Origin of the sequence: uncultured Aquabacterium sp. (assembly GCF_947366995.1) — a bacterium.
Lineage (GTDB): Bacteria > Pseudomonadota > Gammaproteobacteria > Burkholderiales > Burkholderiaceae_C > Aquabacterium.
This window is the reverse complement of sequence record NZ_CANBCC010000049.1, coordinates 1-20,983: the sequence shown is the minus strand read 5'-3', so window position 1 is coordinate 20,983 and position 20,983 is coordinate 1. Positions and strand designations below refer to the sequence as shown.

Below are 20,983 nucleotides of genomic sequence, written 5' to 3'. Positions count from 1 at the left end.
ACGCTCGCAGTGGTGACGTTGCGAAGAGAGTGTCTTCAGGCCCCGCAAGTCGGGGCCTTTTTTTGCCTGCCTGCCGCCGCGCGGAGAATTGCGCCGCATCAGCCGGGCGGACGGGCGCACACCGCAGAATGCACGCCGGACTGCTTGCCTGTGGCGACCCGGCAATCGACCGATGGAGGATGCTTCGAAATGGCAGACGACACCCCCGCGCCCTGGCATGCCTGCACGGCCGAAGAGGCCGTGGCGCGACTGGAGACCGACCCACGCCGCGGCCTGAGCAGCGCACAGGCCGTCGAGCGGCGGGCGCGGCACGGTGCCAACCGCCTGCCCCAGGCCCGGCGGGTCCCGCCCTGGCAGCGCTTCCTGCTTCAGTTCCACAACCCGTTGATCTATGTGTTGCTGGCCGCGGGTGTCGCCACGGTGCTGCTGGAGGACCACGTGGACGCCGCGGTGATTCTGGGCGTGGTCATGGTCAATGCGGTCATTGGCTTTGTTCAGGAAGGCAAGGCCGAGCGGGCACTCGACGCGGTGCGCTCGATGCTGGCCGAGCATGCGCTGGTATGGCGGGATGGCGAGCGGCACACCTGTGACGCTGCCGACCTCGTTCCCGGTGACGTCGTCTGTCTGGCGTCGGGCGACCGGGTGCCGGCAGACCTCCGCGTCGTGCGCGCCCATGGCCTGCGGGTCGACGAATCTGCGCTCACGGGCGAGTCTGTCCCCGTCGACAAGTCGGTCGAGCCTCAGGCGGCGCAGACGGCGCTCGCTGACCGCCACAGCATGCTGCATGCGGGCACCATGGTCGCGCAGGGCCAGGCAACGGCCGTGGTGGTGGCCACGGGCGAGGGCACCGAGATCGGCCGTATTGGCACGCTGGTGCGCGAGGTCGTGACACTGGCCACGCCATTGACACGGCGCCTGGATCACTTCGCCCGCCAGATCACCGTGCTCATTCTGGCCATCGGAGCACTGACGTTTGCCTTCGGCTACTTCGTGCGCGGCTTGCCCATGCTGGAGGTCTTTCTCGCGGTGGTCGGCCTGGCGGTGGCAGCAATTCCGGAAGGCCTGCCGGCTGTGGTCACCATCGTGCTGGCCATGGGCACGCGGGCGATGGCGCGCAACCGTGCTGTCATTCGGCGCTTGCCGGCCGTCGAGACGCTGGGATCGGTCTCGGTGATCTGCACCGACAAGACCGGCACGCTCACGTGCAACGAGATGAGCGCGGTGCGCGTCATGCTGCCCGGTCGGATCCTGCGCGTGAGCGGTGCGGGCTACACGCCCGAGGGGGCCGTGCACGAGGGCGAACGCACCGTCGACGCGGAGGAAGACCCGGCACTCGATGCGCTGGCGGCGTGCGCCCTGCTGTGCAACGACGCGCGGCTGGCGGAGGCCGAGGACGGCAGCTGGCGTGTTCTGGGTGACCCGACCGAGGGCGCCTTGCTCGTGCTGGCCCGCCGCGCCGGCCTGGACACCGAGGCCCGGCTGCGGGCCAGCCCGCGCATCGATGCCATCCCGTTCGAGTCCGAGCACCGCTACATGGCGACCTTGCACCGTGACCACGACGGCCACGCGAGCGTCCTGCTCAAGGGCGCGCCGGAGCGGGTGCTGTCGCTTTGCAGGCAGCAGGCCGACGGCACGCCGCTGGACCTCGACCACTGGCACGCAAAGGTGGCAGAGGCAGCCCAGGCCGGAGAGCGGGTGCTGGCCCTGGCCCGCTGTGACGTGGCGACCGACACGGTGGCCATCGCGCGGGCCGACATCACGCCGCGCTTCACGCTGCTGGGACTGGTCGGCCTGATCGATCCCCCGCGACAGGAGGCGCTCGTGGCGATCGCGCAATGCCAGCAGGCCGGTATCCGCGTCAAGATGATCACGGGTGACCATGCCGTGACGGCGGCGGCCATTGGCGGCTCGCTTGGCCTGCGGGCGCGAGATGCCCTGACGGGCGAGGACATCGACGCGCTGGACGAACTGACGCTGCAGCGCCGGATCGAGGACGTGGATGTGTTTGCCCGCGCCAGTCCCGAGCACAAGCTTCGCATCGTCTCGGCGCTGCAGGCGCGGGGGCATCTCGTGGCCATGACGGGTGACGGCGTCAATGATGCGCCGGCGCTCAAGGCCGCCGACATCGGGGTGGCCATGGGCCTCAAGGGCACCGATGCCGCACGGGAGGCCGCCGACGTGGTGCTGACCGACGACCACTTCGCGACGATCGCGAGGGCGGTCTACCAGGGGCGGGTCGTGTTCGACAACATCAAGAAGTCGCTGCTCTTCATGATGCCGACCAACTTCGGCGAGGCGGGCGTCATCGTGCTGGCGATCTTTGCGGGCCTCGCCTTGCCGGTCACCGCGGGGCAGATCCTGTGGGTGAACACGGTCACGGCGATCACGCTGGCGCTGGCCCTGGCGTTCGAGCCCGGCGAGGCGGCGGTCATGCAGCACCCCCCGCGGGCAGCGCGCGCACCGCTGATCAGCGGTGCGCTGGCTTTCCGCATGGCCTACGTCAGCGTCCTGATGGTGGCCGTGACGTTCGCCGTCTTTCAGTGGGAGTTGGCGCGCGGGCACACGCTGGAGCAGGCCCGCACGGCGTCGGTCAACATGCTGGCGCTGGGCGAGATGGTGTACCTGTTCAACGTGCGGCACTTCACCGCGGCCGCGTGGGGTCGGGAGGTGCTGACCGGCAACCGCGTGGCGCTGTGGGTCAGTGCCACGCTCGTCGTGTTGCAGCTGGCCTTCACCTACCTCCCTGCAATGCAGGCCACCTTCCAGACGGCGGCGCTCGATCTGCAGACCTGGGGTTTCATCGCGGTCCTCGCCCTGCTGAAGTTCCTCGCCGTCGAGGCCGAGAAAGCCTTCTGGCGCGCCCGCGGCGTGCACCGCATGTGAGTGCGGTCAGAGGAGCTTGAGGCACAGCACCGCCACGGCGGTGGCAGGGAGGGCGGCCAGCAGCAGCCCGCCGGCGTTGATCGCCTGCTCGGGAAAGCCCACCTTCAGGATCGATGCGCCCGCGGGGTTGGGAGCATTCGCGATGATGGTGAGGCCACCGCCCGCCACAGCGCCGGCCACCAGGGCGTACTTGAATTCCTCGCTCAGGCCCGGCACCAGCGAGCCCAGGTAGGTGAGGGCGGCGTTGTCGGTGATGGCCGTCAGGGCGGTGGCGCCGAAGAAGATCGCGTCGCTGCTCATGCTCAGCAGCAGCGGCTCCAGCCACCACTGCTGCTGGCCGCCCAGCACCACCAGGCCGGCCAGGAAGAACGCAACGAGCAGGCCTTCGCGCAGGATCAACGGCGACTGGTAGCGCTCGTAGGCGGCGGTGAAACCCAGGAAGAACAGGAACAGCCCCAGGAAGGCCGCCGGGTGATGAGCAAACACCACGATCCCGCCAAGAAAGCCGAGGTGGATCAGCGTGACGAGGGCCGGGGGGCGTTCGTCGGTGCTGCGGGTCGGGGGCCGCAATTGTATGAACTCGCGTGAAAACAGCAGCACCAGGCCCGCAGCATTGAGCACCACGGCCAGGCCGGTTTTCCAGCCGAAATGCAGCAGCATGTGCTGCAGATCCCATCCCCAGGCCTTGGCCACCATCAGCACGGGTGGTGCTGCGTAAGGGGTCAGCGTGCCGCCGATCGACACGTTGACGAACAGCGCCCCCAGGATGGCATAGCGCAGCCTCAGCGAGATGCCGAGCTGAAAGACCCCGTCACGCAGCAGCAGGGCAGCCAGCGTCATGGCGGCCGGCTCGGTGATGAAGGATCCCATCAGCGGCACGGCCGACAGGATCACCAGTGTGGAGGCCATGGCCCCCGGCAACGGGATCAGACGGGTCAGCATGCGGGTCACGCTGCCGGCCAGCAGGATCACGGGCCGGCTGGCCGCCGCCACCATGATCGAGAACACGAACAGCGGCTCGGTGAAGTTGCGGGTGTCCAAATAGCGGGTGGCCTCCGCCTTGCCCAGCAACGCAAACATGATCACCATGAGCACCAGCGCCCAGAAGCCGAAGACGACCTCCACCTCGGCCAGAAAGTGCCACAAGCCGGCATGGTTGGGCCGCGTGTGCGCCAGGTGCTCGAAGAACCGGGTCGAGAAGGTATGGATCAGCGCGAGCGCGAACAAGGCCGCGCCGACGAGTTCGATGGTGGTCGGGTTCATGGGCGCGCATGCTAGCAGTGCGGGCTGGCTCGCGGCTTGTGGCTCACCACATTCGTGACGTCTTGATCGGTTATCGTTCGCGCCATGCTGATCCATCCCCAATTCGATCCGATCGCCGTGAGCCTGGGCCCGCTTCAGGTGCACTGGTACGGGCTGACCTATCTGGTGGCCTTCACGCTGTTCTACCTGTTGGCCGTGCGACGCGCCGCCAGCGCGCACTTTGCGGCCCGAGGTTGGAATCGCCCCATGGTCGAGGACCTGCTTTTCTATGGTGTCCTCGGTGTCGTGCTGGGCGGACGCCTCGGTTACGTGCTGTTCTACAAGCCGGGCCATTACCTCAGTCACCCCGCGGAGATCCTGGCGGTCTGGCAAGGGGGTATGGCGTTCCACGGGGGGCTGCTCGGGGTCATTGCCGCCATGGCTCTGTACGCGCGACGCCAGGGACGGCATTTCTTCGAGGTGGCCGATCTGGTGGCCCCGTGCGTGCCGGTGGGCCTGGCCGCGGGCCGCGTGGGCAATTTCATCAATGGCGAACTGTGGGGGCGGGCGGCCGACCCGTCGCTGCCCTGGGCGATGGTCTTTCCACAGTCCGGGACCGACGTGGCGCGGCACCCGTCGCAGCTCTACCAGTTCGGGCTGGAAGGCCTGATGCTGTTTGCCATTCTCTGGTGGTATGCCCGCGTCCCGCGCCCGCAAGGGGCCGTCGCGGGGCTTTTCCTGCTCGGCTACGGGCTGTTCCGTTTCATTGCCGAGTACTTCCGCGAACCGGACAACTTTCTAGGCCTGCTCGCTCTCAACATGAGCATGGGCCAATGGCTGTGCGTCCCAATGATCGTGCTCGGTGCCTTGTTCTGGGGCATGGCAAAAAAAGACGCCTTCCGGTCCTGAAACCGGAAGGCGTGAAGAGGTCGGTGGCATTTTCGCGGTCCACTGACCCCCGCTGAGGAAGACCGCCTGGCTCTGGCGATTCAAGCGGTCCCGTAAGTCAAAGCACAAGGTGTGCCAGCTTGTATCCTCTGCGGGGGGTGGAGGCGCGCTTCAAGCCGCCTCTTTCTGGGGCGCGCCGTGCCGCGTGTACAGAAAGTCGAGCACCGCTCTGCGGCACTGCATGTAGGTCGCGTCCTCGGCGAGCTCCACGCGGTTGCGCGGGCGCGCCAGCGGCACCTCCAGCACTTCACCGATGGTCGCTGCCGGGCCGTTCGTCATCATCACGATGCGATCCGACAGCAGCACCGCCTCGTCCACGTCGTGCGTCACCATCACGACGGTGCTCTGTGTGCGCGCCACGATCTTCAGCAGCTCGTCCTGCAGGTGTGCACGGGTCAGGGCGTCCAGCGCGCCAAACGGCTCGTCCATGAGCAGCACCTTGGGCTCCATGGCCAGTGCGCGTGCGATGCCCACCCGCTGTTTCATGCCCCCTGAGATCTCGTTGGGTCGCTTCTGACTGGCATGCGCCATGTTGACCAGCTCCAGTGCGGCCTGGGTGCGCGCCTTCAGCTGCGCCTTGCTTTCCTTGCCACCGAACACCCGCTCGACCGCCAGGTACACGTTGTCGAAGCAGGTCAGCCACGGCAGCAGCGAGTGGTTCTGGAACACCATCCCGCGCTCGGGGCCGGGCCCCGCAATCTCCTTGTTGTCGCAGATCAGGCCGCCCTCGGTGGGCAGCAGCAGGCCGGCAATCAGGTTCAGCAGCGTCGACTTGCCGCAACCCGAATGCCCGATCAACGCGATGAACTCGCCCTTGTCGATGCCGAGGTTGATGTCACGCAGCGCGTGGAAGCGGCCTTTCTTCGTGTTGAACACCATCTCCGCGTTGCGGACGTCGATGAAGTGAGACATGTCGGACTCCTTGTGACGAGGGAAGCGGTTACTCGAAGCTGAATCGCTTGGCGATGGACACCAGGGCCTGCTCCAGCAGCAGCCCGACGATCCCGATCACGAAGATCGCGATGATGATGTGCTGCACGTTCAGGTTGTTCCACTCGTCCCACACCCAGAAGCCGATGCCCACGCCGCCGGTCAGCATCTCGGCGGCCACGATCACCAGCCAGGCGGTGCCCACCGACAGGCGCACGCCGGTCAGCATGTAGGGCAGCACCGAAGGCAGCAGGATCTTCGTGACGACCTTCCACTCGCTGAGGTTCAGCACCTTGGCCACGTTCAGGTAGTCCTCGGGCACGCGCTGCACGCCCACGGCGGTGTTGATGATCATCGGCCAGATCGAGCAGATGAAGATCGTCCAGATGGCGGCCGGGTCGGCCGACTTGAACACCAGCAGGCCGATGGGCAACCAGGCCAGCGGCGAGACCGGGCGCAGCAGGCTGATGATCGGGTTCAGCATCGCGCCGATCACCTTGCTGCGGCCGATGAGGAAGCCCATCGGGATGCCGACGAGCGCCGCCAGGCCGAAGCCCAAGGCCACGCGTTTGAGTGAGAACAGGATGTTCCAGCCGATGCCCTGGTCGTTCGGGCCGTTGCTGTAGAACGGGTCCGAGAACAGGGCAACGGCGGCCTCCCAGGTGGCGGCGGGTGTCGGAAAGTTGCCGCCTTTCATGGTCAGCATGGCCCAGATGCCGATCAGCACCGCCAGCCCCGCCAGTGGAGACAGGGTGCGCAGGGCCAGGGCGCCCCAATCGACCGGAGGATGGGCGGGCGCCGCCGCGCGCGGGGCGGGTGGGGTAAGAGTGGCGGAAGTCATCGTGGAAGCAGGGAAGGCGGAAACAGTGGCCGAAGCCTTGGCGGCACGCATCGCGTCGCTGGCATCGGAGGGGCTGTGAAAGACGGCGCTGACCATGTCGTGCTCCTTGTCTGGGCGGGCGAAAACGGGTCGGTTGTGGCGGGGCTGCTGACGCCATCCATCTGGGGATGACCTGACTGGTGGCTTGGGGCCACGCAGCCGATGCCTTCAAGGGCGCGTCGAAGCCGGGTTCTCAGCGGGGTTCAGTGGCCGGCCAGTGGCTCATGCCTTGATCTTGAAACCGTCGGCGTACTTCTTCGGGTCCTTGCCGTCCCACACCACGCCGTCAATCATCTTGCTCGTGCGCATCACGTCCTTCGGCACGCTCACCTTCAGCGCCGAAGCCGCCTCCTTGTACAAGTCGATCTTGTTGACCTGCTTGGCCACGCTCAGGTAGTCGGGGTGGTCCTTCAGCAGGCCCCAGCGCTTGTGCTGCGTCAGAAACCACATGCCGTCGCTCAGGTACGGGAAGTTCACCTTGCCGTCATTGAAGAACTTCATGTGGTTGGGGTCGTCCCACGTCTTGCCCAGGCCGTTCTGGTAGCGGCCGAGGATGCGCTGGTTGATCGCGTCCACGCCGGTGTTCACGTACGACTTGGCAGAGATGGTCTCGGCCATCTTCAGCTTGTTCTGCAGCCCAGCGTCGATCCACTGGCTGGCCTCCAGCACGGCCATCATGACGGCGCGCGCGGTGTTGGGGTGTTTCTTCACGAACTCGTCCGTGCAGCCCAGCACCTTCTCCGGATGGTCCTGCCAGATGTCCTGCGTCGTCACGGCCGTGATGCCGATGCCATCCATGATGGCGCGGTGGCCCCACGGTTCGCCCACGCAGTAGCCGTCCATGTTGCCCACGCGCATGTTCGCCACCATCTGCGGCGGCGGCACGGTGATGACCTTGGCGTCCTTCATGGGGTTGATGCCATAGCTCGCCAGCCAGTAGTAAAGCCACATGGCGTGCGTGCCGGTCGGGAAGGTCTGCGCGAACGTGTACTCGCGCTTGTCTGTGGCCATCAGCTTGGCGAGCGAAGCACCATCGACGGCCTTCTTGTCCGCAAGCGCCTTCGACAGCGTGATCGCCTGCCCGTTGTTGTTCAGGTTCATCAACACGGCCATGTCCTTCTTCGGGCCGCCGATGCCCAGGTGCACGCCGTAGACCAGGCCATACAGCACGTGCGCCATGTGCAGGTCGCCGTTCACCAGCTTGTCGCGCACACCGGCCCACGACGCTTCCTTCGTCGGGATGATCTTGATGCCGTACTTCTTGTCGAAGCCCAGCACCGAGGCCATCACCACCGAGGCGCAGTCGGTGAGCGGGATGAAGCCGATCTTGACCTCTTCCAGTTCGGGCTTGTCCGAGCCTGCGGCCCATACGGTCGATTGCAGACCGGGCACGACGCCGACCGCGCTGGCGGCGGCTGCGGTTTTCAGGATGGTGCGGCGGGTCATCTTGTGATCCTGCGAATTCATGGTGCGAAGCTTTCCCGTGTTGAAAAACAAAAAAGGTGTCCTCGTCAGACCTGTGCGCGCACGCACCGATCCGTCGATGACACCTTTGTCGGAAGCTCGGGGCCCGGCACTGGGCACCCAAGACAGGCCAGATCGCCGTTGACCTGGATGTGCGGGGATCAATGCAAAGGGTGTGCCAACAGGGCTGAGCCCGAAGCTGGCCGCAAAGTCGCGTCAGAGCGGTCCATCACGGTGCTTGCTGCGCGGCGGCGTGGCACAAAAGAGGGCGCGGGATGGATCGGGATGGGGCGCCAGCACGCAAACGGGGCAGCGTGCCGCGGTGCGTGTGTCAGCCGAGCAGGTCGGCCGCGTCGATCAGTCGTTGAGCCACCTCGGCGAGCCGGATGCCCTTGTCCATCGCCGCCTTGCGCAGCCGCGCATAGGCTTCGTGCTCGCTCAAGCCCTGGCGCGACATCAACAGGCCTTTCGCGCGGTCCACCACCTTGCGTTCTTCCAGCTGGCCGCGTGCATCGGCCAGTTCACGCCGCAGCTGCTCTTCGTGTTCGAAGCGCGCCATGGCCACGTCGATCACGGGCCTCACATGGTCCGACGACACGCCTGCTGCCACATACGCCGAGACCCCGGCCGCAATCGCCCGTCGCACATGGCTGGTGTCCTCGTCGTCCGAGAACATCACGATGGGCCGGCGTTCGTCGCGGGTCGCCATCACCACGTGTTCCAGGATGTCCCGGCCTTGCGATTCGGCATCCACCACAATCATGTCGGGCTGGATCTGCGCAATGCGCTCCGGCAGGAAGCGGTCGCCCGGCAGGGTGGCCACCACGTTGTAGCCGGCTTCAAGCAGGGCGATGCGCAGGACGCGCGTGCGTTCCGCCTCGGCCGCTTCCGCCTCGTCAGGGTAGGCAGACAGCGCCACAGGCAGGACGATCACCAGTCGCAGGTGATTCGGACGCGCATCGGCTTGCATGACGTGAATGATGCAACAACCGCGCCTCCGCCCTTGGCCGCAGGCGGGTTACATCACCCCACTACACTTCGCGCATGTCCGAAAGAGAAGTGTGCGCATCCCCCCTGGTCCCTGGTGAACGGCTTATCCTGGGCGTCGAGTCATCCTGTGATGAAACCGGGCTGGCGCTGGTGGCCCTGCCCGAAACCGGCGCCCCGGTGCTGCTGGCCCACGCCCTGCACAGCCAGATCGACATGCACCAGGCCTACGGCGGGGTGGTGCCTGAACTGGCCTCACGTGATCACATCCGCCGGGTGGTGCCGCTCGCACGCCAGGTGCTGTCCGAAGCCGGGCGTCGCATCGACGAGATCGACGTGGTGGCATTCACCCGCGGCCCCGGTCTGGCCGGGGCGCTGCTGGTTGGTGCCGGCATGGCCTGCGCGCTGGGCGTGGCCATCGACCGCCCGCTGCTGGGGGTGCATCACCTCGAAGGCCACCTGCTGTCGCCCTTCCTGTCGGTCGACCCGCCCGAATTCCCCTTCGTGGCCCTGCTTGTGTCCGGTGGCCATACCCAGCTCATGCGTGTCGATGGAGTGGGGCGCTACACCCTGCTTGGTGAGACCGTCGACGATGCTGCGGGCGAGGCCTTCGACAAGTCGGCCAAGCTGATGGGCCTGCCTTACCCGGGCGGCCCGCACCTGGCGCGACTGGCTGAAGAAGGTCGGACCGACGCGTTCGAATTGCCCCGGCCCATGCTGCACAGCGGCAACCACGATTTCTCGTTTGCCGGGCTGAAAACCGCGGTGCGCACCCACCTGGTGCGCCAAGGCTGGCTCGATCGGCCCGATGCGCTGGCAGATCCCGCCAACCGCGCCGCCCTGGCTGATCTGGCCGCCTCGGCCCAGGCGGCCATCGTTGAAGTGCTGCTCAAGAAGTCGCTGGGTGCGCTCAAGGCCACCGGTCTCAAGCGGCTGGTGGTGGCCGGCGGCGTGGGCGCAAACCGCCAGTTGCGCGGCCACCTGGACCAGGCCTGTGGCCGGCGAGGCGTGCGCGTCCACTACCCCGAGTTGCATCTGTGCACGGACAACGGCGCGATGATCGCCCTGGCCGCGGCCATGCGCATGCAGACCGGGCAGGCCACGCTCACCCGGGAGCCATCGTTCGACGTGAAGCCGCGCTGGGACCTCGCCGCACTCTAGGCGGTCGCCCGCGCACGCCAGGCAGCCGCGGCGCGCTTGTGCTAATATCGAGAGCTTGATGGTCCTCTCAGGGCCGTCAATTTCGCACGGCCCGGGTCGGTTTCACCCGGAGTCCGCAAGTCCAACGCCGAAACCGGGGCAGGAATGGTGGCTCATGCAGCTGCTTTCTCGCGTCGGCCAGGCACATGCATCGAACTGGAAACACCATGTCCGTCGCCGACATCAACAAGGCCGAGATCATCAAGGCCAACGCCCGTGGCCAAGCCGACACCGGCTCTCCCGAAGTGCAGGTCGCTCTGCTGACCGCCCGCATCAACGAACTGACCCCCCACTTCAAGGCCAACAAGAAGGACCACCACGGTCGTCGCGGCCTGCTGCGCATGGTCAGCCGTCGTCGCAAGCTGCTCGACTACCTGAAGAGCAAGGACTTCGACCGCTACGCCGCCCTGATCCAGAAGCTGGGCCTGCGCAAGTAATCAGCGCATGACGACAAAAAGCCTGTCTGGACTGCCCAGCACAGGCTTTTTGTTTTTTCACGCCTGCAACTCGACTCAAGCGACCGCTGTGTCATTCCAACGTGGCTGCCCCGTCCAGGCGCCGCGCAGCCCCGCTGGAATGGCATCGCGAACGAGTGAAGGCATCACAAAACGCCCTGGCCATGTGGCCTGAGGCACATCGGAGATCAATTCCATGACCATGTTCAACAAAGTCACCAAGACCTTCCAGTGGGGCGGCCGCACCGTCACCATGGAGACCGGCGAAATCGCCCGTCAGGCCACCGGCGCCGTCCTGGTCGACATCGAAGGCACCGTGGTGCTGGCCACCGTCGTGTGCGCCAAGAACGCCAAGCCCGGCCAGGACTTCTTCCCCCTGACTGTCGACTACATCGAGAAGACCTACGCCGCCGGCAAGATCCCCGGCAGCTTCTTCAAGCGTGAAGCCAAGCCGTCGGAACTCGAAACCCTGACCTCGCGCCTGATCGACCGCCCGATCCGCCCGCTGTTCCCCGAAGGCTTCTTCAACGAAGTGCAGTTGGTCATCCACGTGGTGTCGCTGAACCCGGAAGTGTCGGCCGACATCGCCGCCATGATCGCCTCGAGCGCCGCGCTGTCGATCTCGGGCATCCCGTTCAACGGCCCGATCGGTGCCGCCCGCGTGGGCTACATCAACGGCGAGTACGTGCTGAACCCGAGCCCCTCGCAGATGGCCGAGTCCAAGATGGACCTGATCGTCGCCGGCACCGAAACCGCCGTGCTGATGGTGGAATCGGAAGCCGACCAGCTGTCGGAAGACGTCATGCTGGGTGGCGTGGTGTTCGGCCACGAGCAGGGCAGCGTGGCGATCAACGCCATCCACGAACTGGTGCGTGACGCCGGCAAGCCGGCCTGGGACTGGCAGCCGCCCGCGAAGGACGAAGACTTCATCGCCAAGGTCAATGCTCTGGCCGAAGGCCCGCTGCGCGCCGCCTACCAGATCCGCTCCAAGCAGGCCCGCACCCAGGCCTGCCGCGCCGCCTACGCCGACGTGAAGGCCGCCCTGACCGCCGAAGGTATCGAATTCGACGGCGTCAAGGTCGAGGGCCTGCTGTTCGACATCGAAGCCAAGATCGTCCGCAGCCAGATCCTGGCCGGTGAGCCCCGCATTGACGGCCGCGACACCCGCACCGTGCGCCCCATCGAGATCCGCACCGGCGTGCTGCCGCGCGTGCACGGCTCGGCCCTGTTCACCCGTGGTGAAACCCAGGCCCTGGTCATCGCCACGCTCGGCACCGAGCAGGACGCCCAGCGCATCGACGCCCTGACCGGTGACTTCCGCGACACCTTCCTGTTCCACTACAACATGCCTCCGTTCGCCACCGGCGAAACGGGTCGTGTCGGCAGCCCCAAGCGCCGCGAAATCGGCCACGGCCGCCTGGCCAAGCGCGCCCTGGTGCCGCTGCTGCCCCCGAAGGACGAGTTCGCCTACACCGTGCGCGTCGTCTCGGAAATCACCGAGTCCAACGGCTCGTCGTCGATGGCTTCGGTCTGCGGTGGCTGCCTGGCCATGATGGACGCCGGTGTGCCGATGAAGGCCCACGTGGCCGGCATCGCCATGGGCCTGATCAAGGAGGGCAACAAGTTCGCCGTCCTGACCGACATCCTGGGTGACGAAGATCACCTCGGTGACATGGACTTCAAGGTGGCTGGCACCACCGCCGGCGTGACCGCCCTGCAGATGGACATCAAGATCCAGGGCATCACCAAGGAAATCATGCAGGTCGCGCTGGCTCAGGCCAAGGAAGCCCGCCTGCACATCCTGGGCAAGATGAGCGAAGCCATGGCCGGCGCCAACACCGAGGTGTCCGAGTTCGCTCCGCGCCTGTACACCGTCAAGATCAACCAGGACAAGATCCGTGACCTGATCGGCAAGGGCGGCGCCACCATCCGCGGTCTGTGCGAAGAGACTGGCTGCCAGATCAACATCGCGGAAGACGGCACCGTCACCGTGGCGTCGGCCGACACCGCGAAGGCCGACGAAGCCCTGCGCCGCATCGCCGAGATCACCGCCGAAGTCGAAATCGGCGCCGTGTACGAAGGCCCGGTCACCAAGCTGTTCGACTTCGGTGCCCTGGTGAACCTGCTGCCCGGCAAGGACGGCCTGCTGCACATCAGCCAGATCGCTCACGAGCGCGTCGAGAAGGTCTCCGACTACCTGACCGAAGGCCAGATGGTCAAGGTCAAGGTGCTGGAGACCGACGAGAAGGGCCGCATCAAGCTGTCCATGAAGGCCCTGTTGGAGCGCCCTGAAGGCATGCCAGAGCGCGAAGAGCGTGGCGAGCGCCGTGACCGCGGTGATCGTGGCGACCGCCGTGACCGTGGCGGCGACCGTGGCGAACGCCGCGATCGCGCCCCCCGTGCCGAGCAGCAGTTCACCGACGCCCCCCAGGGCAACGGTGACGAGCAGGCCCAACAGCAACAACAGTGATCCGTCAGGCCATGAAGAAGCTGGTTGTTGGTAACTGGAAGATGCACGGTTCGCGTGCATCCAATGCCGAATTGATCCAGGGCCTGCTGGCCTCGGATCTGGCCACCACCGCGCCCCGCGCCGATGTGGCCGTGTGCCCGCCCTTCGTGTACCTGGCCGAGGTCGCGGCCGCGCTGCAGGGCAGTGCGATCGGCGTCGGAAGCCAGGACGTCTCCGTGCAGGTGCAGGGCGCCTACACGGGTGAGGTCGCGGGGCCGATGCTGCGCGAAGTCGGGGCCACCTACGCCATCGTGGGCCACTCCGAGCGTCGCGGCTACCACGGTGAAAGCGACCAGCTCGTGGCCGACAAGGCACGGGCTGCGCTGTCGCACGGTCTGACCCCCATCGTCTGTGTCGGTGAAACGCTCGCCGAGCGCGAGGCCGGTCAGACTGAAGCGGTGGTGGGGCGTCAGCTGCAGGCCGTGATCGACACGTTGGGGGCCGATCTGGTCCGCATCGTCGTCGCTTACGAACCGGTCTGGGCCATTGGTACCGGGAAGACCGCTTCGCCCGATCAGGCTCAGGCCGTGCATGCGTTCCTGCGTGCGCAACTGAAGTCGGCCCGTGCGGAAGCGGCCACCGTGCCGCTGCTCTACGGCGGCTCGGTCAAGCCTGACAATGCGGCCCAGCTCTTCGCTCAACCCGACATCGACGGCGGCCTCATTGGTGGCGCCGCGCTGAAGGCGGCCGATTTTGCCGCCATCGCGCGTGCGGCCTGACGCCGCTTCCGACCCTCACAGGAGTTTCTGTACATGCAACAAGCTTTGATGACTGCGGTGCTGCTGCTGCAGGTCGCATCGGCGCTGGCCATGATCGGCCTGGTGCTGGTGCAGCACGGCAAGGGCGCCGACATGGGCGCCTCCTTCGGCAGTGGTGCGTCCGGCAGCCTGTTCGGTGCCACCGGCAGCGCCAACTTCCTGTCGCGCTCCACCGCCGTGGCCGCGACCATCTTCTTCAGCACCACCCTGGGTCTGGCCTACTTCGGCAACCTGCGCACGCCGACGGCCGAGGCCCCGACCGTGCTGGAGCAGTCTGCCAGCGCGGCGGCCTCAGCGGCTCAGCCGGCTGCTTCTGCCGCTTCGGGCGCTGCCTTGATTCCGACGAAGTGACAAGTGTCTCGAAGAGGTCGTCCGTTTGACACCAAACGCGAACGACATCTTCAAGACAGGTCGATTTTCGGTTTAGAATAGAAGTCTTCGGTAAGCAATCCTCACGCAAGCCGAGCGACAGACGAAAAGATCTGACTGTCATCCAGTCAGTTTGGCCGACGTGGTGAAATTGGTAGACACGCTATCTTGAGGGGGTAGTGGCGAAAGCTGTGCGAGTTCGAGTCTCGCCGTCGGCACCATGAGATCAACAGACACTTGTGCCAACCCTCATGATCAGCGCCGGTCGTCCCCCCAAAGCTGATCATCTGGAATGTGGCTCCGTCATGCGGGGCAGCACAAAGTGTCAAGGAAGGCGCGCTGTGGTTGTCATTGAACCGGAATGGAATCCGGGCAATGTCAGGCCTGGCGCGCCTTTTGTTTTGTCCGCGTGATCCAATCGCGCGTCTTGTTCAATCACTGAGACAAGGGTCAAGATGAACATCGAGCAGTATCTGCCAGTCATCCTTTTCATCCTGGTGGGCGTCGGTGTGGGTGTCGCGCCACAGCTGCTGGGTTTCCTGCTGGGTCCGCGTCGCCCCGACCCGGCCAAGAACTCGCCTTACGAGTGCGGCTTCGAGGCTTTCGAAGACGCCCGGATGAAGTTCGATGTGCGCTATTACCTGGTTGCCATCCTCTTCATCCTGTTCGACCTCGAAATCGCTTTCCTGTTCCCGTGGGCCGTCGCCCTGAAGGAAGTGGGTATGGCGGGTTTCGCGGCCATCATGTTGTTCCTGGGCATCCTCGTCGTCGGCTTTGCCTACGAATGGAAGAAGGGCGCGCTGGATTGGGAGTGATCCCGCACGTGCGTCACCACACAGGAATCTGAAGAGGTATTGCTATGGGTATCGAGGGCGTCTTCAAAGAGGGCTTCATCACCACCTCGGCCGACACGCTGATCAACTGGTCCAAGACCGGTTCGCTGTGGCCGATGACGTTTGGTCTGGCCTGCTGCGCGGTCGAGATGATGCACGCCGGTGCGGCGCGCTATGACATCGACCGTTTCGGCATGCTGTTCCGGCCCAGCCCGCGTCAGTCCGATCTGATGATCGTGGCCGGCACGCTGTGCAACAAGATGGCGCCCGCGCTGCGCAAGGTGTATGACCAGATGGCTGAGCCTCGCTGGGTGCTGTCCATGGGGTCATGTGCCAACGGTGGCGGCTACTACCACTACAGCTACTCGGTGGTGCGCGGTTGCGACCGCATCGTGCCGGTCGACGTCTATGTGCCGGGCTGCCCGCCGACGGCCGAAGCGCTGCTCTACGGCATCCTGCAGCTGCAGGCCAAGATCCGCCGCGAAAACACCATTGCCCGCTGACCGGAGCCTGCACATGAGCAAACTGGACACCCTGCAGGCTGCCCTGCAAAACGTGCTGGGCGACAAGATCAAGCGCCTGGTTTCCGACCGTGGCGAGCTGACGATCACCGTGTCGGCCGCCGACTACCTCGATGTGGCCCGCACCCTGCGTGACCACGCCGACCTGGCCTTTGAGCAGCTGCAGGACCTCTGCGGCATGGACTGGTCCGCCTACAAGGACGGCGCCGACTCCATCTACGCCGACGGCCCCCGCTTCGGCGTCGTCCTGCACCTGCTGTCGATCAGCAAGAACTGGCGCCTGCGCGTCAAGACCTTCGCTCTGGACGAAGACTTCCCCGTGCTGGCGTCGCTCTGCGACGTGTGGAACAGCGTGAACTGGTTCGAGCGCGAGGCGTTCGACCTGTATGGCATCGTTTTCGACGGCCACACCGACCTGCGCCGCATCCTGACCGACTACGGTTTCATCGGCCACCCGTTCCGCAAGGACTTCCCGACCACGGGTCACGTCGAGATGCGCTACGACCCCGAGCAGAAGCGCGTGATCTACCAGCCGGTCACCATCGAGCAGCGCGAGATCACCCCGCGCATCATCCGCGAAGACAACTACGGTGGTCTCCACTGAGCACGAGCCATGGCAGAGATCAAGAACTACACCCTGAACTTCGGCCCCCAGCACCCGGCCGCCCACGGCGTGCTGCGTCTGGTGCTCGAGCTGGACGGCGAAGTCATCCAGCGCGCCGACCCCCACATCGGGCTGCTGCACCGCGCCACTGAAAAGTTGGCCGAGTCCAAGACCTACATCCAGTCGCTGCCCTACATGGACCGCCTGGATTACGTCTCGATGATGTGCAACGAGCACGCTTACTGCCTCGCCATCGAGAAGATGCTGGGCATCGAGGTGCCCGAGCGCGCGCAGTACATCCGCGTCATGTTTGCCGAGATCACCCGGGTGCTGAACCACCTGCTGTGGCTCGGCTGTCACGGCTTCGACTGCGGTGCGATGAACATCCTCATCTACTGCTTCCGTGAGCGCGAAGACCTGTTCGACCTGTACGAGGCCGTGTCCGGTGCACGCATGCACGCGGCCTACTTCCGTCCGGGCGGCGTCTACCGTGACCTGCCGGACACGATGCCGCAGTACAAGGCCAGCAAGATCAAGAACGCCAAGACGATCGCTCGCATGAACGAGAACCGTCAAGGCTCGATGCTGGACTTCATCGACGACTTCACCCAGCGCTTCCCCAAGCTGGTGGACGAGTATGAAACGCTGCTGACCGACAACCGCATCTGGAAGCAGCGCACCGTCGGCATCGGCGTGGTGAGCCCCGAGCGTGCCCTGCAGATGGGCCTGTCGGGCGCCATGCTGCGTGGTTCCGGTATCGTGTGGGACCTGCGCAAGCACCAGCCCTACGACGTCTACGACAAGGTCGACTTCGACATCCCCGTCGGCAAGAACGGCGACTGCTACGACCGCTATCTGGTGCGCGTGGAAGAGCTGCGTCAGTCCAACCGCATCATCAAGCAGTGCGTGGACTGGCTGCGCGCCAACCCGGGCCCGGTCATCACCGACAACCACAAGGTGGCGCCGCCGTCGCGCGTCGAGATGAAGTCGTCGATGGAGCAGCTGATCCACCACTTCAAGCTCTTCACCGAAGGCTTCCACGTGCCCGAGTCGGAAGCGTATGCGGCCGTCGAGCACCCGAAGGGCGAGTTCGGCATCTACCTCGTGTCCGACGGCGCCAACAAGCCGTATCGCCTGAAGATCCGTGCCCCCGGCTTCCCCCACCTCGCCGCCCTCGACGAGATGAGCCGTGGCCACATGCTGGCCGACGCCGTGGCCATCATCGGCACGATGGACATCGTGTTCGGTGAAATCGACCGCTAAGTGACCGACTTACCCATGCTCAGCGAACAAACCAAAGCGCGGTTCGACCGCGAACTCGCCAAGTACCCGGCTGACCAGCGCGTGTCGGCGGTCATGGCCTGTCTGTCCATCATCCAGCAGGAACGCGGCTGGGTCTCGCCCGAAAGCGAGCAGGAAGTTGCCGACTACATCGGCATGCCTGCCATGGCGGTGCACGAGGTCACCACGTTCTACAACATGTACAACCAGAAGCCCGTTGGTCAGTTCAAGATCAACGTGTGCACCAACCTGCCTTGCCAGTTGCGTGACGGCCAGAAGGCCCTTCAGCACCTGTGCGAGAAGCTGGGCGTGGAAGACGGCGGCACCACCGCCGACGGCCTGTTCACCGTGCAGCACTGCGAGTGCCTCGGTGCCTGCGCCGATGCCCCTGTGGCCCTGGTGAACGACCGCCAGATGGTCAGCTACATGAGCAACGAAAAGCTGGACCAGCTTATCGACGTGCTCAAGGCCAACGCCAAGTGAGGTGAAAGACAACATGCTCGACCTCTCTCAATTCCAGGCGACCGGCGCAGAGACCTGCTTCCACGGCCGCCACATCAACCCGCAGATCTACGCGGATCTCGACGGCAAGAACTGGCGTCTGAAGGACTACGAAGCCCGTGGCGGTTACGCTGCGCTGCGCAAGATCCTGGGCAAGGACGGCGGCGAAGGTCTGACGCAGGACCAGGTGATCGCGGAAGTGAAGGCCTCGGGCCTGCGCGGCCGCGGCGGCGCCGGCTTCCCGACCGGCCTGAAGTGGAGCTTCATGCCCCGCGCGTTCCCGGGGCAGAAGTACCTGGTGTGCAACTCCGACGAAGGCGAGCCGGGCACGGCCAAGGACCGCGAGATCCTGCGCCACAACCCGCACATCGTCATCGAAGGCATGGCCATCGCTGCTTACGCGATGGGCATCTCCGTGGGCTTCAACTACATCCACGGCGAGATCTTCGAGGTGTACGAGCGCTTCGAGGAGGCCCTGGAAGAGGCCCGTGCCGCTGGCTACCTCGGCGACAACATCATGGGCAGCGGCTTCAGTTTCCAGTTGCACGCACACCACGGTTTCGGCGCCTACATCTGTGGCGAAGAAACGGCCCTGATCGAGTCGATCGAAGGCAAGAAGGGCCAGCCTCGCTTCAAGCCGCCTTTCCCGGCGAGCTTCGGCGTGTACGGCAAGCCCACCACGATCAACAACACGGAAACGTTCGCGGCTGTTCCCTGGATCATCCGCAACGGCGGCGAGGCCTTCCTGGCCGTCGGCAAGCCCAACAACGGCGGCACCAAGCTGTTCACCGTGTCGGGAGACGTCGAGCGTCCGGGCAACTACGAGATCCCGCTGGGCACGCCGTTCTCGACGCTGCTCGAACTGTGCGGCGGCGTGCGTGGCGGCAAGAAGCTCAAGGCCGTGATCCCCGGTGGCTCGTCGTCGCCCGTGATCCCCGCACACATCATGATGGAGTGCACGATGGACTATGACTCCATCGCCAAGGCCGGCTCGATGCTGGGCTCGGGCGCCGTCATCGTGATGGACGAGACCCGCTGCATGGTCAAGAGCCTGCAGCGCCTGTCGTACTTCTACATGCACGAGTCCTGCGGCCAGTGCACGCCGTGCCGTGAAGGCACGGGCTGGCTGTGGCGCATGGTCGATCGCATCGAGCGCGGCGAAGGCCGCCCGGAAGACATCGACATGCTGAACTCCGTCGCCGACAACATCCAGGGCCGCACGATCTGTGCGCTGGGTGACGCAGCGGCCATGCCGGTGCGCGCATTCATCAAGCACTACCGCGATGAGTTCGTGCACCACATCGAACACAAGACCTGCATGGTCCCGGCCTACATCTGAGCGGGAAACACCGATGGTTGAAATCGAAATCGACGGACAGAAAGTCCAGTGCCAGGAAGGCAGCATGGTGATGCATGCGGCCGAACAGCACGGTACCTACATCCCGCACTTCTGTTACCACAAGAAGCTCTCGATCGCGGCGAACTGCCGCATGTGCCTCGTTGACATCGAGAAGGCGCCCAAGCCCATGCCGGCCTGTGCGACGCCGGTCACGCAGGGCATGATCGTGCGCACCAAGAGCGAGAAAGCCATCAAGGCCCAGCAGGGCGTGATGGAGTTCCTGCTGATCAACCACCCGCTGGATTGCCCCATCTGCGACCAGGGCGGCGAATGCCAGCTCCAGGATCTGGCGGTCGGCTACGGTGGTTCTTCCTCTCGCTACAACGAAGAGAAGCGTGTCGTCTTCAAGAAGGACGTTGGCCCGCTGCTGTCGATGGAGGAAATGAGCCGCTGCATCCAGTGCACGCGCTGCGTCCGGTTCGGCCAGGAAGTGGCTGGCGTGATGGAGCTCGGCATGCAGCACCGCGGTGAGCACTCCGAGATCGCGACCTTCGTGGGTCGCTCGGTCGATTCCGAGCTGTCGGGCAACATGATCGACATCTGCCCGGTGGGTGCGATCACGAACAAGCCTTTCCGCTACAGCGCCCGCACCTGGGAGCTGTCGCGTCGCAAGAGCGTGTCGCCGCACGACTCCACCGGTGCCAACCTGATCGTTCAGGTCAAGAACGGCAAGGTGATGCGTGTGGTGCCGCTCGAGAACGAGGACGTCAACGAGTGCTGGATCGCCGACCGCGACCGTTTCAGCTACGAGGCGCTGAACACCGACGCCCGCCTGACCCGCCCGATGATCAAGCAGGGCGGTGAGTGGCGCGAAGTCGACTGGACGACGGCACTCGAGTACGTGGCCAACGGCCTCAAGGGCATCAAGGCCGAGCACGGCGCTGCCGCCATCGGCGCGCTGGCCACCGAGCACAGCACGGTCGAAGAGCTGTTCCTGCTGGGGCAGCTGGTGCGTGGTCTGGGCAGCGACAACGTCGACACCCGTCTGCGTCACGCCGACTTCACCGCCGGTGCCGGCGTGCGCTGGCTGGGCCTGCCGATTGCCGAACTCGACAAGCTCGACCGCGCGCTGGTCGTGGGCTCGTTCCTGCGCAAGGACCACCCGATGTTCGACTCGCGTCTGCGTCAGGCAGCCCTCCCTGTTGCAAAGATCTCCGCCATCGGCAGAGCCAACGACGACTGGGCCATCTCGCTGGCACAGCGAGAGACCGTGGCGCCG

General features: G+C 65.4%; 19 protein-coding genes and 1 tRNA gene. 15 read left to right on the top strand and 5 right to left on the bottom strand.

What is annotated here, in order from left to right; all coding sequences use genetic code 11:
* Nucleotides 1-189: 189 nt before the first annotated feature.
* Nucleotides 190-2,883: an HAD-IC family P-type ATPase gene (locus Q0Z44_RS12885; RefSeq protein WP_298013369.1), complete on the top strand. Its 2,694-nt coding sequence runs from the start codon at nt 190-192 to the stop codon at nt 2,881-2,883.
* A 6-nt stretch (nt 2,884-2,889) separates the two neighbouring features.
* Here Q0Z44_RS12885 and Q0Z44_RS12880 read toward each other — a convergent pair whose 3' ends face one another.
* Complete coding sequence (locus Q0Z44_RS12880) at nt 2,890-4,146, bottom strand: putative Na+/H+ antiporter (RefSeq protein ID WP_298013367.1); 1,257 nt, start codon at nt 4,144-4,146, stop codon at nt 2,890-2,892.
* A gap of 84 nt (nt 4,147-4,230) precedes the next feature.
* Here Q0Z44_RS12880 and lgt point away from each other — a divergent pair, with 84 nt between their 5' ends.
* The gene (gene lgt / locus Q0Z44_RS12875; RefSeq protein ID WP_298013365.1) at nt 4,231-5,034 is read left to right on the top strand and encodes a prolipoprotein diacylglyceryl transferase; all 804 of its coding nucleotides are present in this window, start codon (nt 4,231-4,233) and stop codon (nt 5,032-5,034) included.
* 150 nt (nt 5,035-5,184) lie between these two features.
* Here lgt and Q0Z44_RS12870 read toward each other — a convergent pair whose 3' ends face one another.
* The 4 genes from Q0Z44_RS12870 to Q0Z44_RS12855 form a co-directional block, all read right to left on the bottom strand.
* Nucleotides 5,185-5,985, bottom strand: coding sequence for an ABC transporter ATP-binding protein (locus Q0Z44_RS12870; protein ID WP_298013363.1), 801 nt, complete (start codon nt 5,983-5,985; stop codon nt 5,185-5,187).
* A gap of 28 nt (nt 5,986-6,013) precedes the next feature.
* Nucleotides 6,014-6,940 carry a nitrate ABC transporter permease gene (gene ntrB / locus Q0Z44_RS12865; RefSeq protein ID WP_298013361.1) on the bottom strand — a complete coding sequence of 309 codons (927 nt, stop codon included), beginning with the start codon at nt 6,938-6,940 and terminating at the stop codon, nt 6,014-6,016.
* 165 nt (nt 6,941-7,105) lie between these two features.
* Nucleotides 7,106-8,329 carry a CmpA/NrtA family ABC transporter substrate-binding protein gene (locus Q0Z44_RS12860; protein WP_298013359.1) on the bottom strand — a complete coding sequence of 408 codons (1,224 nt, stop codon included), beginning with the start codon at nt 8,327-8,329 and terminating at the stop codon, nt 7,106-7,108.
* Between the two features lie 349 nt (nt 8,330-8,678).
* Complete coding sequence (locus Q0Z44_RS12855) at nt 8,679-9,317, bottom strand: ANTAR domain-containing protein (protein WP_298013357.1); 639 nt, start codon at nt 9,315-9,317, stop codon at nt 8,679-8,681.
* 74 nt (nt 9,318-9,391) lie between these two features.
* Between Q0Z44_RS12855 and tsaD the strand changes: the two genes are divergently transcribed.
* The 13 genes from tsaD to nuoG form a co-directional block, all read left to right on the top strand.
* Nucleotides 9,392-10,495, top strand: a complete 1,104-nt coding sequence (gene tsaD / locus Q0Z44_RS12850) for a tRNA (adenosine(37)-N6)-threonylcarbamoyltransferase complex transferase subunit TsaD (RefSeq protein ID WP_298013355.1) — start codon at nt 9,392-9,394, stop codon at nt 10,493-10,495.
* 206 nt (nt 10,496-10,701) lie between these two features.
* The gene (gene rpsO, locus Q0Z44_RS12845) at nt 10,702-10,971 is read left to right on the top strand and encodes a 30S ribosomal protein S15 (RefSeq protein ID WP_109036935.1); all 270 of its coding nucleotides are present in this window, start codon (nt 10,702-10,704) and stop codon (nt 10,969-10,971) included.
* Between the two features lie 214 nt (nt 10,972-11,185).
* The gene (gene pnp / locus Q0Z44_RS12840; protein ID WP_298013352.1) at nt 11,186-13,459 is read left to right on the top strand and encodes a polyribonucleotide nucleotidyltransferase; all 2,274 of its coding nucleotides are present in this window, start codon (nt 11,186-11,188) and stop codon (nt 13,457-13,459) included.
* Between the two features lie 11 nt (nt 13,460-13,470).
* A complete protein-coding gene (gene tpiA, locus Q0Z44_RS12835) occupies nt 13,471-14,217 on the top strand; it encodes a triose-phosphate isomerase (protein WP_298013350.1) in 747 nt (248 codons plus the stop codon).
* Nucleotides 14,218-14,250: 33 nt separating this feature from the next.
* On the top strand, nt 14,251-14,607 hold the full coding sequence (gene secG / locus Q0Z44_RS12830; protein WP_298013348.1) for a preprotein translocase subunit SecG: 357 nt from the start codon (nt 14,251-14,253) through the stop codon (nt 14,605-14,607).
* 154 nt (nt 14,608-14,761) lie between these two features.
* A tRNA-Leu gene (locus Q0Z44_RS12825) sits at nt 14,762-14,846 on the top strand.
* Nucleotides 14,847-15,080: 234 nt separating this feature from the next.
* Nucleotides 15,081-15,440 (top strand): NADH-quinone oxidoreductase subunit A, encoded by a 360-nt coding sequence (locus Q0Z44_RS12820; protein WP_109036932.1) that lies wholly within the window; start codon nt 15,081-15,083, stop codon nt 15,438-15,440.
* Nucleotides 15,441-15,484: 44 nt separating this feature from the next.
* Nucleotides 15,485-15,961: an NADH-quinone oxidoreductase subunit B gene (locus Q0Z44_RS12815; protein WP_035035151.1), complete on the top strand. Its 477-nt coding sequence runs from the start codon at nt 15,485-15,487 to the stop codon at nt 15,959-15,961.
* A gap of 13 nt (nt 15,962-15,974) precedes the next feature.
* Nucleotides 15,975-16,583, top strand: a complete 609-nt coding sequence (locus tag Q0Z44_RS12810) for an NADH-quinone oxidoreductase subunit C (protein ID WP_298013344.1) — start codon at nt 15,975-15,977, stop codon at nt 16,581-16,583.
* Nucleotides 16,584-16,592: 9 nt separating this feature from the next.
* Nucleotides 16,593-17,846 carry an NADH-quinone oxidoreductase subunit D gene (locus tag Q0Z44_RS12805; RefSeq protein ID WP_298013342.1) on the top strand — a complete coding sequence of 418 codons (1,254 nt, stop codon included), beginning with the start codon at nt 16,593-16,595 and terminating at the stop codon, nt 17,844-17,846.
* Between the two features lie 15 nt (nt 17,847-17,861).
* Complete coding sequence (gene nuoE / locus Q0Z44_RS12800; RefSeq protein WP_298013340.1) at nt 17,862-18,347, top strand: NADH-quinone oxidoreductase subunit NuoE; 486 nt, start codon at nt 17,862-17,864, stop codon at nt 18,345-18,347.
* Nucleotides 18,348-18,360: 13 nt separating this feature from the next.
* A complete protein-coding gene (gene nuoF, locus Q0Z44_RS12795; protein ID WP_298013338.1) occupies nt 18,361-19,704 on the top strand; it encodes an NADH-quinone oxidoreductase subunit NuoF in 1,344 nt (447 codons plus the stop codon).
* A 13-nt stretch (nt 19,705-19,717) separates the two neighbouring features.
* Nucleotides 19,718-20,983: NADH-quinone oxidoreductase subunit NuoG (nuoG, locus tag Q0Z44_RS12790; protein ID WP_298013336.1), on the top strand; the 1,266-nt coding region annotated here is incomplete at its 3' end.